Below are 16364 nucleotides of genomic sequence, written 5' to 3' on the forward strand. Positions count from 1 at the left end.
CGGCAACAAGTGAGAAGATCTCTCATCTTTTTTGCGGTCAGGGAGTTAACCATGAGTGTCAGTCGCCGGCAGGTATTGGCCGGGCTTGCAGCGCTGGGCGTGCTGGGTGTCGGAGCGGGCGGCGCGCGCTACTGGCTGGGTCGTCCGGCAAGCGTCACCACCCATGACTACGAACTGATTGCCGCGCCGCTGGATGTCGAGCTGGTGCCCGGTTTCACCACGAGCGCCTGGGCCTATGGCGGACAGGTGCCCGGGGCGGAGCTGCGCTGCCGGCAGGGCGAGCGCCTGCGGGTGCGCTTCATCAATCGCCTGCCGGAGCCGACCACCATTCACTGGCATGGCCTGCGCATCCCGCTGGACATGGATGGCGTGCCCTATATCTCCCAGTTGCCGGTGCTGCCCGGTGAGCACTTCGACTACGACTTCCTCTGCCCGGACGCCGGCACCTTCTGGTACCACCCGCACACCGCCAGCGGCGAACAGCTGGGGCGCGGCCTGGTGGGGCCGGTCATCGTCGAGGAGCGTGAGCCCAGCGGTTTTCGTCATGAACGCACACTGAGCATCAAGCACTGGCACGTGGACGAGCAGGGTGCCTTCACCGCCTTCAGCGTGCCGCGCGAGGCGGCACGCGGCGGCACGCCGGGCATCCTGTCCACGGTGAACGGCAGCCATAACCCGACGCTGGAACTGCCGGCCGGGCAGGTGGTGCGCCTGCGTCTGCTCAACCTGGACAACACCCACACCTATCGCCTGGCGCTGCCCGGGGCCGAGGTGCGCATCTACGCCCTGGACGGCAACCCGATCACGCCGCGCCCGCTGGGCAAGGCGTACTGGCTGGGGCCGGGCATGCGCATCGACCTGGCCATCCGCGTGCCAGCGGCGGGCACCGAGCTGCCGGTGCGCAACGGCCCGCTGCGCCTGGCCACGCTGAAGAGCGTGCCCTCAAGCGAAGCGCCCGGCGATTGGCCGGCGCCGCTGCCGGCCAATCCGATCCCCGAACCGGACCTGGCGCGCGCCGAGACCCTGCGCTTCAACTTCGAGTGGGCGGGCGCCTTGTCGGAAAACGCCGACAAGGGCGGTCCGTTCACCTTCTGGCAGATCAACGGGCAGGCCTGGGACGGCAGCAACAACAGCTGTGTCGAGCGCCCGCTGGCCCGACTGAGGAGAAACGGCCACTACCTCTTCGAGCTGCGCAACGTCAGCCAGTACCAGCACCCGGTTCACCTGCACGGCATGACCTTCAAGGTGCTGTCCTCCGACCGCAAACGCATCGAGCCCTATTTCACCGACACCTACCTGCTGGGCAAGAACGAAACCGCCCGGGTGGCATTGGTGGCCGATAACCCCGGCGTGTGGATGTTCCACTGCCATGTCATCGACCACATGGAAACCGGCCTGATGGGCGTCATCGAGGTGGTGTAGCGGAACAGCTCGCTGACAAGTCCGCTCCCACTAGCGGTGCGGCACCCTTTATTGCCGCGCGCCGCCCAGATAGGCGCAGCCGGTCAGGCGCTGGTCGTTCAGGCGCAGCTCGGCGCGCAGATGGCGAAGGGCGCCACTCATGTCGTCCTGGCAGCGCTGTGGCGCCAGCCACAGGCTGAGGCGCTGGCCGTCCGCTTCGCTGGAAAAGTACAGGCGGCCTTCCGGCAGCTGTTCCTCCAGGTAGGGCAGGGCCAGCGGCTCCTCGCCGGGACGTTGCAGGACCAGGCCCTTGGCCGAGATCGACACGCTCCAGAAGGGTTCGTTGCCGCTGGCGCGGGCGATCAGCCGGGCGAAATTGTCTTCCTGGCAGCCCTGGCCTTCCGCCTGCAGGCGATACAGGCGGGTGGCGCGCAGACGATTGCCCAGATCCGCTCCGCCCAGATCGGCGAACAGGCGGCCGTCATTCCCGAGCAGCTGGTCGACGTCCTGGCGAAGATTCAGGGCGCCTGCATCCTCCACTTCCATCTGTCGACCGCCGCCGCAGGGCTGGAGTCGCAGGCGGTCCTGGACGACACTCAGTTCACCCATCAACCGTTGTTCCGGCATGAAGTTCTCGGCTTCGTCAGGCAGGGACTGGCAGCCAGCCAGCAGGGGCAGCAGCGCGTAGCACAGGACACGAAGGCGGGGCATGGGCATTCTCCGGGCGGACAGTGGCCGTCACGTTAGCCAGCGAACCGGGCGGGAACAAGGGGACACGCATGATTGCCTGCAAGCGAGTGTATGAAGCAGCAAGCCTGGAGGATGGCCAGCGCATCCTGGTGGACCGGCTGTGGCCGCGCGGCGTACGCAAGGAGGCGCTGGTGCATGACGACTGGCTGCCGGCGCTGGCGCCCAGCGCGGCGCTGCGCAAGGCGTTCGGCCATGACCCGGAGCGCTTTGCCGAATTCCGTGACGCCTATCGGCGGGAGCTGGCGGCGCACCCGGAGCACTGGTGGCCGTTGCTGGAGCGTGCGCGCAACGGACGGCTGACGTTGCTGTATGCCGCGAAGGACACGCTGCGCAACAACGCCGTGGTGCTGGCGGAGTTCCTGGAGGACGAGCTGGAGCGCCAGGCGCCGGGCAGCTCGCCGCCGTGTTATGCGGGCGAGCTGGAAGAGCAAAAGCATCGCGGCTGAAGCCGCTCCCACGAATGCGGACAAGGTGCGGCTTTGTAAGGTGGATCGTGTTCCATCGATCCACCGTGCGTGCTGCAGGCGCGCCGGGCCGGTGCGATGGTGGACAGAAACAACGCTATCCCTACACGGCTGTTACCCGCCCCTGGCGTCAGGCCACGTCCACCAACACCACCTCGGTGTCGTCATCCAGCGCCTCGACGCGGATCAGCGCCTCATCCTTGATGGCCACGCCGTCCCCGGCATTGGCTTCGATGCCGTTGACCTTGAAGCGCCCCTTGGCCGCGACCAGGTAGCCCTTGCGCCCTTCGGCGAAGGCGTAGTCGGTGGTCTGGCCGGCGTTCAGGGTCGCGGCGGCCAGGCGGCCGTTGGCGCGGATCGGCAGGGCGTCGTCATCGTCCAGGCCGCTGGCCAGGGTAACGAAGGCGCCGGCGCGCTCGCCCTTCGGGAACGGGCGGGTGCCCCAGCTCGGCTGGCCGCCGCGCTGCTCCGGCATGATCCAGATCTGGAAGATGCGCGTGGTGACGCTTTCCAGGTTGTACTCGCTGTGGGTGATGCCGCTGCCGGCGCTCATCACCTGCACGTCGCCGGCTTCGGTGCGACCCTTGTTGCCCAGGCTGTCCTGGTGGCTGATCGCGCCTTCACGCACGTAGGTGATGATCTCCATGTCGTGGTGTGGGTGCGGCGGGAAGCCGCTGCGCGGCGCGATGGTGTCGTCGTTCCACACGCGCAGTCGGCCCCAGTGCACGCGCTGCGAATCGTGGTATTCGGCGAAGGAGAAATGGTGCTTGGCGTTCAACCAGCCGTGGTTGGCCGCGCCGAGGGTGGCAAAGGGACGGACTTCGATCATGGCGATATCTCCTGACGAGGGGGCTTCCAGTGAAGCGATGGCGCCATGATCTCCTCGAATGGATCGATTGATAAGCGCAAAAAGTGCCTGACAAGAATCGAATCAATCGATGTTATCCGGCGGGCACCGAGCCCCTGTAGGGCCGGGTTAATCCCGGCCGTTGCAGGTGGGCACGCCACCGCAGTGTCGGCCTTGGCTCCGTCGGCCGGCGTAAAGCCGGCCCTACAGGGGGCCGGCAAACCGGTCGGGCTCAGAACGCCTCCAGCCGATGCACCTCGTAGGCGGGCGTTTCGTAGGGGTGGGCGGCCTTGAGGGCGGTCACGGCGGCCTGGATGCGATGGGCCTCGACCACCAGCTCCACCTTCCACTCCTCCAGGCGCTCCAGCGAGCCGGTGCTGCCGATATGCGGCTCGCTGCCGGGCAGCGGCCGGAACTGGCCATGGCCGAGCACCTGCCAGCAGCACTGGTCGTAGTGGCCGATACGGCCGGCGCCGGCCTCGAACAGCGCGGTCTTCACGGTTTCCAGGTGACTGTCGGGAACGAAGAAACAGAGCTTGAACATGCAGGGATCCTCCAGATGCAAAAAAGGCCATATCCGAGGATATGGCCTTTTCGTGACACGAGCGTGCGGGATCAGCCGACCCAGACTCGCGCGTTGCGGAACATGCGCATCCAGCCGGCATCTTCCTGCCAGTCGTCCGGACGCCAGCTGTTCTGCACGGCGCGGAACACGCGCTCCGGGTGCGGCATCATGATGGTCACGCGGCCGTCGCGGCTGCACAGACCGGTGATGCCACGCGGCGAGCTGTTCGGGTTGGCCGGATAGGCTTCGGTGACCTTGCCGTGGTTGTCCACGTAGCGCAGCGCCACGGTGCCGGACAGGTCCGCTTGCAGCAGGGCTTCCTCGCTTTCGAACTCCGCGTGGCCTTCGCCGTGGGCGATGGCGATCGGCAGGCGCGAGCCGGCCATGCCCTGCAGGAAGATCGACGGCGACTGCTGGACTTCCACCATGGCCACCCGCGCCTCGAACTGCTCGGAGCGGTTGCGCACGAAGTGCGGCCAGTGCTCGGTGCCGGGAATCAGCTCGTGCAGGTTGCTCATCATTTGGCAACCGTTGCACACGCCCAGGGCGAAGCTGTCCTGGCGCTCGAAGAAGGCGCTGAAGTTGTCGCGGGCGCGGGCGTTGAACAGCGCCGACTTGGCCCAGCCTTCGCCGGCACCCAGCACGTCGCCGTAGGAGAAGCCGCCGCAGGCCACCAGGCCCTTGAAGTCGGCCAGGCTGGCGCGGCCGGCGATGATGTCGCTCATGTGCACGTCGACTACCGCGAAGCCGGCGCGGTGGAAGGCCGCGGCCATCTCGGTCTGGCCGTTGACGCCCTGCTCGCGCAGGATCGCCATGCGCGGGCGCACGCCCTTGGCGATGTACGGCGCGGCGACATCCTGGTTGACGTCGAAGCTCAGCTTGGCGTGCAGGCCGGGGTTCTGCTCATCGAGCAGCAGGTCGAACTCCTGGTCGGCGCACTCGGCGTTGTCGCGCAGGCGCTGGATCTGCCAGCTGGTTTCCGCCCACTGGCGCTGCAGCACACGGCGCTGTTCGCGGAACACCGGCGCGCCGGCGAAGCTCAGCAGCACGTCGGTGCCGGCGACCGGACGACCGATCCGCTTGACGCAGTCGCCCAGCCCGGCGGCGGCGAAGCGCGCCAGCACCTCGGCGCTGTCGGCCTGGCGAACCTGGATCACCGCGCCCAGCTCTTCGTTGAACAGTGCGGCGGCCAGCGCCTCGGGGGAGGTGGCCAGCGCGTCCAGTTGAACATCCAGGCCGCAGTGACCGGCGAAGGCCATTTCCACCAGGGTGGTCAGCAGGCCACCGTCGGAACGGTCGTGGTAGGCAAGCAGACGGTCGTCCTGGTTCAGGGACTGGAGGGTGTCGAAGAACGCCTTGAGGTCGGCGGCGTTGTCCACGTCCGGCGCCTGGCGGCCGATCTGGCCGTACACCTGGGCGAGGATCGAGGCACCCATGCGATTCTGGCCCCGGCCGAGGTCGATCAGCAGCAGCTCGCTGTCGCCCTGGTCCAGGCGCAGTTGCGGGGTCAGGGTCTTGCGGATGTCGGCCACCGGGGCGAAGCCGGTGACGATCAGCGACAGCGGCGAGGTGACGCTCTTCTCGGTGTCGCCATCCTGCCAGCGGGTCTTCATGGACATGGAGTCCTTGCCCACCGGGATGGCGATGCCCAGCGCCGGGCAGAGTTCCATGCCGACCGCCTTGACGGTGTCGTACAGGCGCGCGTCCTCGCCCGGGTGGCCGGCGGCGGCCATCCAGTTGGCGGACAGCTTGATGTCGCCCAGCTTGGCGATGCGCGAGGCGGCCAGGTTGGTGAGGGTCTCGCCGATGGCCATGCGGCCGGAGGCCGGAGCGTCCAGCAGGGCCAGCGGGGTGCGCTCGCCCATGGCCATGGCTTCGCCGGTGTAGACGTCGAAGCTGGTGGCGGTCACGGCGCAATCGGCGACCGGCACCTGCCAGGGGCCGACCATCTGGTCGCGGGCCACCAGGCCGGTGATCGAGCGGTCGCCGATGGTGATCAGGAAGCTCTTGCTGGCCACCGCCGGGTGACGCAGCACGCGGGAAATGGCCTCGCCCAGCTCGACGGTCTCGGCGGCGAAGTCATCGCCCAACTCCGCTTCACGCGTGGCGCTGCGGTGCATGCGCGGCGGCTTGCCGAGCAGCACGTTGAGCGGCATGTCCACCGGGTTGTTGCCGAAGTGGCTGTCGGCCACGGTCAGCTGGCGCTCCTCGGTGGCCTCGCCGACCACGGCGAACGGGCAACGCTCGCGCTCGCAGATGGCGGCGAAGCGCTCCAGGTCTTCGGCGTCCACGGACAGCACGTAGCGTTCCTGGGACTCGTTGCACCAGATTTCCAGCGGGCTCATGCCCGGCTCGTCGTTGGGCACGTTGCGCAGCTCGAAGCGGCCGCCGCGCCCGGCGTCGTTGACCAGTTCCGGGAAGGCGTTGGACAGGCCGCCGGCGCCGACGTCGTGGATGAACTTGATCGGGTTGCGCTCGCCCAGCTGCCAGCAGCGGTCGATGACTTCCTGGCAGCGGCGTTCCATTTCCGGGTTCTCGCGCTGCACCGAGGCGAAATCCAGGTCCGCGGCGCTGGCGCCGGTGGCCATGGAGGAGGCCGCGCCGCCGCCCAGGCCGATGAGCATGGCCGGGCCACCGAGGACGATCAGCTTGCCGCCGACGGAGATGTCCTTCTTCTGGATATGCTCTTCGCGGATGTTACCCAGGCCGCCGGCGAGCATGATCGGCTTGTGGTAGCCGCGCACTTCCTCGCCGCGCGGGCTGTCCACCGCCTGCTCGAAGGTGCGGAAGTAGCCGGTCAGCGCCGGACGGCCGAACTCGTTGTTGAACGCGGCGCCGCCCAGCGGGCCTTCGATCATGATGTCCAGCGGGGTGACGATGCGCTCGGGCTTGCCGTAGGGCTTTTCCCAGGGCTGTTCGAAACCGGGGATGTTCAGGTTGGAGACGGTGAAGCCGGTCAGGCCGGCCTTGGGCTTGGAGCCGATGCCGGTGGCGCCTTCGTCGCGGATTTCGCCGCCCGAGCCGGTTGAGGCGCCGGGGAAGGGCGCGATGGCGGTCGGGTGGTTGTGGGTCTCCACCTTCATCAGGATGTGCACCGGCTCGCGGTGCGGCGCGTATTCGCGGCTGTCCGGGTCGGGGAAGAAACGCCCGGCCTCGTGGCCGACGATCACCGAGGCGTTGTCCTTGTAGGCGGACAGCACGCCTTCGCGGTTCATCTCGTAGGTGTTCTTGATCATGCCGAACAGGGACTTTTCCTGGCTTTCGCCATCGATGTCCCAGCTGGCGTTGAAGATCTTGTGGCGGCAGTGTTCGGAGTTCGCCTGGGCGAACATCATCAGCTCGATGTCGTGCGGGTTGCGGCCCAGCTCGGTGAAGCTCTTCACCAGGTAGTCGATTTCGTCCTCGGCCAGAGCCAGGCCCAGATTGCGGTTGGCCTGCTCCAGGGCGGCGCGACCGCCACCCAGCACGTCCACGGCGACCAGCGGCTTGGGCTGGGCATGGCTGAACAGTGCGGCGGCGTCCTCGAAGCGTTGCAGTACGGTTTGCGTCATGCGGTCATGCAGCAGGGCGGTGACCTGGGCCACATCGGCATCGCTCAGGCTGCCCGACACGTAGTAGGCGATGCCGCGCTCCAGACGCTGGATCTTGCCCAGGCCGCAGTTGCGGGCGATGTCGCTGGCCTTGCTCGACCAGGGCGACAGGGTGCCGAAGCGCGGCACGGTGAGGAACAGACGACCGGCGGGTTCCTGCACCGGGACACTCGGACCGTACTCGAGCAGACGGTCCAGCACGGACTGCTCGTCGCCGGTCAGCTCGCCGGTCACATCGGCGAAGTGGGCAAACTCGGCATACAGGCCGGTAACGGCCGGGACCTTGCTGGTCAGTTGCTCGAGCAGTTTGCCGTGACGGAAGGCGGAAAGGGCGGGAGTGCCGCGCAGGATCAACATCGTCGAAACAGCCTCGGGAGGGGGAGCGTGGAAACGGCGCATTCTACCCTATGAACCGTGCCGGAGGCCAAAGTCGCCAGCGGGGCGCCGGGCAGTTTCCCCGGGCGGGTGGATATGCCGATTCCCGGCAATGCGTATAATGCGCCGATGTTTTTGCGAACCGCGTATCTGCGTCGCGCCGGCCGTCTGCTGGCGACCAGCGTCTTCCTGCTGCTTGTGGGGTGTAGCGAGGCCAGCCAGCCCAGCGCACTCGAGCGAGTCAAGGAGGAGGGCGTTCTGCATGTGATCACTCGCAACAGCCCCTCCACCTATTTCCAGGACCGCAACGGCGAGACCGGGTTCGAATACGAGCTACTCAAACGCTTCGCCGACGAGCTGGAAGTCGAGCTGAAAGTCGAGGTAGCCGACAGTCTCGCCGACCTGTTCGCCCGTCTCGACGCCGTCGACGGCCCGGTGCTCGCGGCGCCGGGGCTGACCATCAGCAGGGCGCGCGCGGCCGAGGTGCTGCTGTCGCGGCCCTACCTGCAGGTGGTGCCGCAGGTTATCTATCGCCAGGGGACCGAACGTCCCCGCCGCACCCGCGAGCTGGTAGGACGGCAGATCCTGGTGCTGCGCGACAGCCGGCATGCCGAGCTGCTGGCCGAGATGAAGAGCCTGCTGCCGGCGCTGGCCTACGACGAGTCGGATGCCGTGGAGGTCGCCGATCTGCTGCGCATGGTGGACGAGGGCGAAACCGATCTGACGGTGGTCGATTCCAACGAGCTGGCCATGAACCAGGTGTACCTGAGCCAGATCCGCGTCGGCTTCGACCTCGGCGAGCCCCTCGGCCTGCACTGGGTGGTGGCCGGCGGCGAGGATCGCAGCCTGCTGGAGCTGATCGACCCCTTCCTGGCCAAGGCGGAGAAGTCGGGGCTGGTGGAGCGGCTGTACGAGCGCTACTACGGCCATCTGGACGTGCTCGGTTTCGTCGGCGCCAATACCTTCGCCAAGCACCTGCAGCAACGCCTGCCGCGCTACGAGGATTACTTCCACCAGGCCGCCGCCGAATACAAGGTCGACTGGCGCCTGCTGGCGGCCATCGGCTACCAGGAATCCCACTGGCGCCCCAACGCGGTGTCCAAGACCGGTGTGCGCGGGCTGATGATGCTGACCCAGAACACCGCCAAGGCGATGGGCGTGGCCAACCGCCTCGACCCGCGGCAGAGCATCGACGGTGGCGCCAAGTACTTCGCCAAGGTCTATCACGGTCTGCCCGAGAGCATCGTCGAGCCGGACCGCACCTGGTTCGCGCTGGCCGCCTACAACGTCGGCGGTGGCCATCTGGAGGACGCCCGGCGGCTGACCCAGGCCGAGGGGCTGAACCCGAACAGGTGGCTGGACGTGAAGAAGATCCTGCCGCGTCTGGCGCAGAAGAAGTGGTACACCAAGACCCGCTACGGCTATGCGCGGGGCGGCGAGCCGGTGCACTACGTGGCCAACGTGCGCCGCTACTACGACATCCTCATCTGGTCGACCCAGCCGCAGCTGGAAGACACGCAGATCGCCGAAAGCGGCCTGCACATCCCGGGCATCAACCGGGCCGAAGCGCCGGCCGAACCGCCGCTCTAAGACCCAGCCAGAACCTGTAGGCGCGGCTTCAGCCGCGATGCTTTTCGCGCTACCGCACCCAGAAGCTCGCGGCTGAAGCCGCTCCTACAGCAGCGCACCCGCTCTGAATCCTACGGACGAATCTCGATCAGCGTGCCGTCGCTGACCAGTTCCCACACTTCCCGCATGTCCGCATTGCTCAGGGCGATGCAGCCATCGGTCCAGTCCAGGCTGTGGAAGTACCACTCCGGGTAATGCTCATCCACGGGGGTGCCGTGCAGCATGATCATGCCGCCCGGTTCCAACCCTTCACGACGCGCCCGCGCCGCGTCGCGGATGTTGGGGTAGGAGATGTGCATGGAGAGGTTGAACTTGTCGCTGGTCTTGCGCCAGTCGATCCAGTAGAAGCCTTCCGGGGTGCGCTTGTCGCCTTCGTGCAGCTTGTGTCCGGCGGGCCGCTTGCCCAGCGACACCCGGTAACTTTTCAGCGTCTCGCCAGCGCGGATCAGGTGCAGGCGGCGCTCGGACTTGAGCACCAGCACCTTGTCCACCTGCGGACTTTTCAGGAACTCACCGACGCTGGCCTGGGTCAGTGAGGCGCAGCAGAGAAGCAGGGCGGCAAGCATCCAGCGCATCGCAAAAAAACCTCCGACCGATCCGCTATTACAGGAAGGCAGGCGGCGCGGGGCCGTCAACCGTAACGAGGCCGCATTCTAGGCAGCGCCCGAAGGTCGGGGAAGGCGCTTCCGACCAAGGAACCCTCCGGCCTGCCGGGGAGTCGCACCTGCAGCCCCGAGTTATTGACCCGCGATGGCCGGCGGGGTTGCGGCCGGGTCGGGGTCTTGGGCGGCCGACTCCCTTCATGCCATGATGCGAGCCTGAACGAAGGACGAGAACGATCATGCAGGACGAATTGCTGCGGCGGATCCGCGAGTACGCGCCGCGGCCCCTGGAGCGCGACGACAGGCGTTATCCCGAGGCGGCCGTGCTGGTGCCCATTACCCGGCATGAAGAGCCGGAGCTGGTGCTCACCCTGCGCTCAAGCAATCTTTCCACCCACAGCGGCGAGGTGGCCTTCCCCGGCGGGCGCTGCGACCCTGGCGATGCGAGCCTGGCCGACACCGCGTTGCGCGAGGCCGAGGAAGAGGTCGGCCTGCCGCCGGGGCTGGTCGAGGTGATCGGCCCGCTGAGTCCGCTGGTGTCGTTGCACGGCATCAAGGTCACGCCGGTGGTCGGTGTGGTGCCCGATTTCGTCGAATACCGGCCCAACGACGCCGAGATCGCCGCCGTCTTCCAGGTGCCACTGGAGTTCTTCCTGCAATACCCGCCGGAAACCACGCATCGCATCGACTACCGGGGCGTGCCCTGGTATGTGCCCTGCTACCGCTATGGCGATTTCAAGATCTGGGGGCTGACCGCGATCATGGTGGTCGAGCTGGTCAACCTGCTCTACGACGCGGGCATCGACATGCGCCAGGCGCCGGAATCCTTCATCACCCTGCGCCGCTGACAACAACAAGGAGAATCGATCGTGAAATTCCGTCTCGGAGAGCATCGCGTGCAGGCGGACCCGAAAAGCTGGGTCGCCCCGAATGCCACGCTGGTGGGCAAGGTAAAGCTGGAAGCGGGCGCCAGCGTCTGGTTCAACTGCGTGCTGCGTGGCGACAATGAGCTGATCCATATCGGCGAGAACAGCAACGTGCAGGACGGCAGCGTGATGCACACCGATATGGGCTATCCGCTGACCCTGGGGCGCGGCGTGACCATCGGCCACAAGGCCATGCTGCATGGCTGCACCGTCGGCGATTACAGTCTGATCGGCATCAATGCGGTGATTCTCAACGGCGCGAAGATCGGCAAGCACTGCCTGATCGGCGCCAACGCGCTGATTCCCGAGGGCAAGGAAATTCCCGACGGCTCGCTGGTGATGGGCTCACCCGGCAAGGTGGTGCGCGAGCTCACCGAACAGCAGAAGAAGATGCTGGAAGCCAGCGCCGCCCATTACGTGCACAACGCCGAACGCTATGCCCGCGAGCTGCTGGCCGATGACTGACGAACGCCCGGTCCGCTCGCCCTGCGTGGATATCTGCGCCCTGGACGAGCGTGACATCTGCTTGGGCTGCCAGCGCAGCGCCCAGGAAATCAGCCGCTGGGGGCGGATGGACAATGCCGAACGTCGCGAAGTACTGGCGCGTTGCGCGCAGCGAGCGCGCGAAAGCGGCCAACTGAATTGATAGCAAGGGCGCCCGGCGGCGCCCGTTTTATATAGGAAGCCATGTGATGCCTCGTATTGGAACGCCTCTTTCACCGTCGGCGACCCGGGTTCTGTTGTGCGGTTCGGGTGAGCTGGGCAAGGAAGTGGTGATCGAACTGCAGCGCCTGGGTGTCGAGGTCATCGCGGTGGATCGCTACGCGGATGCGCCGGCCATGCAGGTGGCCCATCGCAGCCACGTGATCAACATGCTGGATGGCGCAGCCCTGCGCACGGTGATCGAGCGCGAGCAGCCGCATTACATCGTTCCCGAGATCGAGGCCATCGCCACCGCCACCCTGGTGGAGCTGGAAGCCGAAGGCTACACGGTGATCCCCACTGCGCGCGCCGCGCAGCTGACCATGAATCGCGAGGGCATCCGCCGCCTGGCAGCCGAGGACCTGGGCCTGCCCACCTCGCCCTATCGCTTCGCCGACAGCTACGAGGCGTATGCGGCGGCGGTTGCTGCGCTGGGCTATCCCTGCGTGGTCAAGCCGATCATGAGCTCCTCGGGCAAGGGGCAGAGCCTGCTCAAGAGCGCGGCCGATCTGCAGGCCGCCTGGGACTATGCCCAGGAGGGCGGGCGCGCCGGCAAGGGTCGGGTGATTGTCGAGGGCTTCATCGATTTCGACTACGAGATCACCCTGCTGACCGTGCGGCATGCCGGTGGCACTTCGTTCTGCGAGCCGGTCGGGCATCGCCAGGTGAAGGGCGACTATCACGAGTCCTGGCAGCCGCAGGCCATGTCGGCCAAGGCGCGCGCCGAATCGGAGCACATCGCGCTGCGGGTGACCGAGGCGCTGGGCGGGCGTGGCCTGTTCGGCGTGGAACTGTTCGTCAAGGGCGACCAGGTGTGGTTCAGCGAGGTGTCGCCGCGCCCCCACGATACCGGCCTGGTGACGCTGATTTCCCAGGATCTTTCCGAATTCGCCCTGCATGCGCGGGCGATTCTCGGCCTGCCGATTCCGGTGATCCGCCAGTTCGGCCCGTCGGCGTCGGCGGTGCTGCTGGTCGAGGGGAATTCCCGGCAGACCACCTTTGCCGATCTGGGCGCGGCGCTGGCCGAGCCGGACACCGCGCTGCGCCTGTTCGGCAAGCCGGAAGTTGCCGGACAGCGGCGCATGGGTGTGGCGCTGGCGCGCGACGAGTCGATCGAACTGGCGCGCGCCAAGGCAACGCGGGCCGCCCAGGCGATTCGCGTGGAGCTGTAGGGCGCATGCGCGGGCTGCTCTGGTGGAGTGTGGCGCTGCCCTTGCTGCCGGTGGCGCTTCCCCTGGCTGTGCGGACGCGGCGCACGGCGCTGCGCTTGCCGCCTGCGGCGGGCGAGCGGATGGGGCTGGCGGGTGGGCATCTGGGCGGCGAGCCGCTGCGCCTGCTGCTCGTGGGGGAATCCACGGCGGTGGGCGTCGGGGTCGAATCGCTGCAGGAGGCGTTGGCCGGACAGCTGGCGCTCGGCCTTTCCGAGCGGCTGGTGCGCCCCGTGAGCTGGCGGGTGTGCGGCGAAAACGGCATCCGGCTGGCGGGTGTGCTGCAGCGCCTGCTGCCGCAGGTGCTGGCCGAGCCGGCCGATCTCGTGCTGCTGGTGCTCGGGGTGAATGACACCACCGGTCTGTCCGGGCGTCGGCACTGGCAGGCGGGCCTGGGAAAGCTGATTGGCGACTGTCAGTCCGGCGGCGCCCGGGTGGCGCTGGCCGGTGTGCCGCCCATGCGGCATTTCAGCGCCTTGCCCTGGCTGCTGCGCCAGTTGCTGGGCTGGCGCGCGGCGCTGCTGGATCGCTGGGCGTGTGAGGTGGCCGAGCGTCACGACGCGCTGCACCTACCCATCCAATTGAGCTTCGAGCCGCGTTATCTCGCCAAGGATGGCTATCACCCCTCGCAGGAAGGGTATCGGTTGTGGGCCGAGGGTTTGGTCGAACGCCTGACCTGAAGAGCCGGGTCGACCTGCGGCGCACGGCACGCCGCTGCCGGCCCTACAGAAAGCAGTCGGCACGACTTCGGAGTTGGGGCGTGAACTTGTAGGGCCGGGTTTATCCCGGCCGACGAGGGTGGGGGCAGGCACTGCGGTGCAGGACGCGACTCCGCTGGCCGGCCCTACAGTGTCAGACGTGCAGGATGAATTCGCGCACCAGCTTGCTGCCGAAGTAGGCCAGCATCAGCAGCAGGAAGCCGGCCAGGGTCCAGCGCACGGCGGTATGGCCGCGCCAGCCGAGCCGGTGGCGGCCCCACAGCAGGATGCCGAACACCACCCAGGCGACCAGCGACAAGAAGGTCTTGTGGGCCAGGTGCTGGGAGAACAGGTTGTCCAGGAAGATCCAGCCGCTGAGCAGCGACAGGCTGAGCAGCAGCCAGCCGGCCCAGATGAAGCTGATCAGCAGGCTTTCCATGGTCTGCAACGGTGGGAAGCTGCGCACCGCCAGGCTGGACAGGCGTTTCTGCTTGAGCTGATGGTCCTGCAGCAACAGCAGCAGGGACTGGAACATGGCGATGGTCAGCAGACCGTAGGCCAGGATCGACAGCAGGATGTGGCTGAGGATCCCGGCCTTCTCGTTGATGGTGGCGGCGGTGCCGCTGGGCGCGAACGCCGCCAGCAGCACTGTGAAAAAGCCGAGCGGGAAGAGCAGCAGCAACAGGTTCTGCACCGGCATGCGCTGGCTGGCCAGCAGGATCAGGGCGATCACTGCCGCTGAGATCAGGCTGGCGGCGCGGAAGAAATCGAGCGTCAGACCGGCCGGGCTGAACAGCTGGTCGGCCAGGGTGTAAACGTGGGCGATCAGGGCCAGGGCGCCCAGCAACGTCAGCAGGGTGCGCGCGGGGTTGATCCGCTGGCCGAGGCGCGTGCCCTGATAGGCAGTGGCGCCAGCATAAAGACAGGCGGCGGCGAGGCTGGGCAGCAGAGGATGCATAGTCGATTCGAGGCTGATTCGCGAGGGCGTTGAGTGTGGCATAGACCTTCGGGCGACGAAAGACTGCCAACCGTGATGACCGCCGGCACTCTTGATATACTCCGCCGCCTGCCGCAACCGCCCTTTGAAGGACCGCGCATGTTCGAAAACCTTACCGACCGCCTCTCGCATACCCTGCGTACCGTCACTGGCAAGGCCAAGCTGACCGAGGACAACATCAAGGACACCCTGCGCGAAGTGCGCATGGCCCTGCTGGAGGCCGATGTCGCCCTACCGGTGGTCAAGGAATTCGTCAACAACGTCAAGGAGCGCGCGGTCGGTACCGAGGTGTCCAAGAGCCTGACCCCGGGCCAGGCCTTCGTGAAGATCGTGCGCGCCGAACTGGAAGCGCTGATGGGCGCCGCCAACGAGGATCTCGACCTGCACACCACGCCGCCGGCGGTGGTGCTGATGGCCGGTCTGCAGGGTGCGGGCAAGACCACCACCGTGGGCAAGCTGGCGCGCTTCCTCAAGGAGCGCAAGAAGAAGTCGGTAATGGTGGTGTCGGCGGACGTCTACCGTCCCGCAGCCATCAAGCAGCTGGAAACCCTGGCCAATGATATTGGCGTGACCTTCTTCCCCTCCGATATCAGCCAGAAGCCGGTGGCCATCGCCGAGGCGGCGATCCGCGAGGCGAAGCTGAAATTCATCGACGTGGTGCTGGTGGATACCGCCGGTCGCCTGCACGTCGACAGCGACATGATGGCCGAGATCCAGGCTCTGCATGCCGCCATCAAGCCGGTGGAAACCCTGTTCGTGGTCGATGCCATGACCGGTCAGGACGCCGCCAACACCGCCAAGGCCTTCGGTGACGCGCTGCCGCTCACCGGCGTGGTGCTCACCAAGGTGGATGGCGATGCCCGTGGCGGTGCCGCGCTGTCGGTGCGCCACATCACCGGCAAGCCGATCAAGTTCCTCGGCATGGGCGAGAAGAGCGATGCGCTCGAGCCGTTCCATCCGGACCGCGTCGCCTCGCGCATCCTCGGCATGGGTGACGTGCTCAGCCTGATCGAGCAGGCCGAGCAGACCATGGATCGCGAGAAGGCCGAGAAGCTCACCAAGAAGCTCAAGAAGGGCAAGGGCTTCGACCTGGAAGATTTCCGCGACCAGCTGCAGCAGATGAAGAACATGGGCGGCCTGGGCGGCCTGATGGACAAGCTGCCGTCCATGGGCGGAATGAATCTCGCGCAGATGGGCAATGCCCAGGGCGCGGCGGAAAAGCAGTTCAAGCAGATGGAGGCGATCATCAACTCCATGACGCCGGCCGAGCGCCGCGATCCGGAGATCATCAGCGGTTCGCGCAAGCGCCGCATCGCCCTGGGTTCCGGCACTCAGGTGCAGGATATCGGTCGCCTGATCAAGCAGCACAAGCAGATGCAGAAGATGATGAAGAAGTTCACCGCCAAGGGGGGCATGTCCAAGCTGATGCGTGGCATGGGCGGCATGTTCCCCGGCGGCGGAATGCCGAAGTTCTGATGATTCGCCTGGCGGATCATCGACCGGGCGCCAGCGCCCGCAACGGCCACAGGCCCTGGCGAGGCGTATCGCGCTTCGCCGGGGTTGCGGCCATTCCCGCAAAAGCCATTTGCAATCGCCGGGATATTCCTTAA

At 66.9% G+C, this 16364-nt stretch carries 15 protein-coding genes; 9 read left to right on the forward strand and 6 right to left on the reverse strand.

The genetic code is table 11. The features are described from left to right. The first annotated feature begins 51 nt into the window (after positions 1-51). Positions 52-1422 carry a multicopper oxidase family protein gene (locus VL129_RS06710; protein ID WP_325411350.1) on the forward strand — a complete coding sequence of 457 codons (1371 nt, stop codon included), beginning with the start codon at positions 52-54 and terminating at the stop codon, positions 1420-1422. Positions 1423-1470: 48 nt separating this feature from the next. Here the strand turns inward: VL129_RS06710 and VL129_RS06715 are convergent, their stop codons facing one another. Next, positions 1471-2112 (reverse strand): COG3650 family protein, encoded by a 642-nt coding sequence (locus VL129_RS06715; RefSeq protein ID WP_414705151.1) that lies wholly within the window; start codon positions 2110-2112, stop codon positions 1471-1473. Positions 2113-2180: 68 nt separating this feature from the next. On the opposite strand from VL129_RS06715, the gene VL129_RS06720 reads away from it, so the two are divergent. After that, entirely contained in the window at positions 2181-2597 is a 417-nt protein-coding gene (locus tag VL129_RS06720; protein ID WP_325411354.1) for a DUF488 domain-containing protein, read from the forward strand. A gap of 148 nt (positions 2598-2745) precedes the next feature. On the opposite strand, the gene VL129_RS06725 is transcribed toward VL129_RS06720, so the two are convergent. From VL129_RS06725 to purL, 3 genes are all read right to left on the reverse strand, one after another. Then, positions 2746-3444, reverse strand: coding sequence for a pirin family protein (locus VL129_RS06725; RefSeq protein ID WP_325411356.1), 699 nt, complete (start codon positions 3442-3444; stop codon positions 2746-2748). 250 nt (positions 3445-3694) lie between these two features. Then, positions 3695-4006 (reverse strand): YqfO family protein, encoded by a 312-nt coding sequence (locus tag VL129_RS06730; RefSeq protein WP_325411358.1) that lies wholly within the window; start codon positions 4004-4006, stop codon positions 3695-3697. 71 nt (positions 4007-4077) lie between these two features. Further along, a complete protein-coding gene (gene purL, locus VL129_RS06735) occupies positions 4078-7974 on the reverse strand; it encodes a phosphoribosylformylglycinamidine synthase (RefSeq protein WP_325411360.1) in 3897 nt (1298 codons plus the stop codon). 147 nt (positions 7975-8121) lie between these two features. Between purL and mltF the strand changes: the two genes are divergently transcribed. Beyond that, on the forward strand, positions 8122-9582 hold the full coding sequence (mltF, locus tag VL129_RS06740) for a membrane-bound lytic murein transglycosylase MltF (protein ID WP_325411362.1): 1461 nt from the start codon (positions 8122-8124) through the stop codon (positions 9580-9582). Positions 9583-9692: 110 nt separating this feature from the next. Here the strand turns inward: mltF and VL129_RS06745 are convergent, their stop codons facing one another. After that, entirely contained in the window at positions 9693-10196 is a 504-nt protein-coding gene (locus tag VL129_RS06745) for a L,D-transpeptidase family protein (protein WP_325411364.1), read from the reverse strand. Positions 10197-10462: 266 nt separating this feature from the next. On the opposite strand from VL129_RS06745, the gene VL129_RS06750 reads away from it, so the two are divergent. From VL129_RS06750 to VL129_RS06770, 5 genes are read left to right on the forward strand one after another with little or no spacing between them, the layout of a single operon-like run. Then, a complete protein-coding gene (locus VL129_RS06750; RefSeq protein ID WP_325411366.1) occupies positions 10463-11071 on the forward strand; it encodes a CoA pyrophosphatase in 609 nt (202 codons plus the stop codon). 21 nt (positions 11072-11092) lie between these two features. Next, positions 11093-11614 (forward strand): gamma carbonic anhydrase family protein, encoded by a 522-nt coding sequence (locus VL129_RS06755; protein ID WP_325411368.1) that lies wholly within the window; start codon positions 11093-11095, stop codon positions 11612-11614. Then, on the forward strand, positions 11607-11795 hold the full coding sequence (locus VL129_RS06760; RefSeq protein ID WP_325411370.1) for a DUF1289 domain-containing protein: 189 nt from the start codon (positions 11607-11609) through the stop codon (positions 11793-11795). The genes VL129_RS06755 and VL129_RS06760 overlap by 8 nt, the downstream gene beginning before the upstream one ends. Positions 11796-11841: 46 nt before the next feature. Further along, positions 11842-13023 (forward strand): formate-dependent phosphoribosylglycinamide formyltransferase, encoded by a 1182-nt coding sequence (gene purT, locus VL129_RS06765; protein WP_325411372.1) that lies wholly within the window; start codon positions 11842-11844, stop codon positions 13021-13023. Between the two features lie 5 nt (positions 13024-13028). Next, positions 13029-13739, forward strand: coding sequence for an SGNH/GDSL hydrolase family protein (locus tag VL129_RS06770; protein ID WP_325411374.1), 711 nt, complete (start codon positions 13029-13031; stop codon positions 13737-13739). A gap of 172 nt (positions 13740-13911) precedes the next feature. On the opposite strand, the gene VL129_RS06775 is transcribed toward VL129_RS06770, so the two are convergent. Then, positions 13912-14715, reverse strand: coding sequence for a cytochrome C assembly family protein (locus VL129_RS06775; RefSeq protein WP_325411376.1), 804 nt, complete (start codon positions 14713-14715; stop codon positions 13912-13914). A 138-nt stretch (positions 14716-14853) separates the two neighbouring features. On the opposite strand from VL129_RS06775, the gene ffh reads away from it, so the two are divergent. Further along, entirely contained in the window at positions 14854-16230 is a 1377-nt protein-coding gene (ffh, locus tag VL129_RS06780) for a signal recognition particle protein (RefSeq protein ID WP_325411378.1), read from the forward strand. Positions 16231-16364 lie beyond the last annotated feature (134 nt).

Origin of the sequence: Pseudomonas sp. (assembly GCF_035497915.1) — a bacterium.
Taxonomy (GTDB): Bacteria; Pseudomonadota; Gammaproteobacteria; order Pseudomonadales; family Pseudomonadaceae; genus Serpens.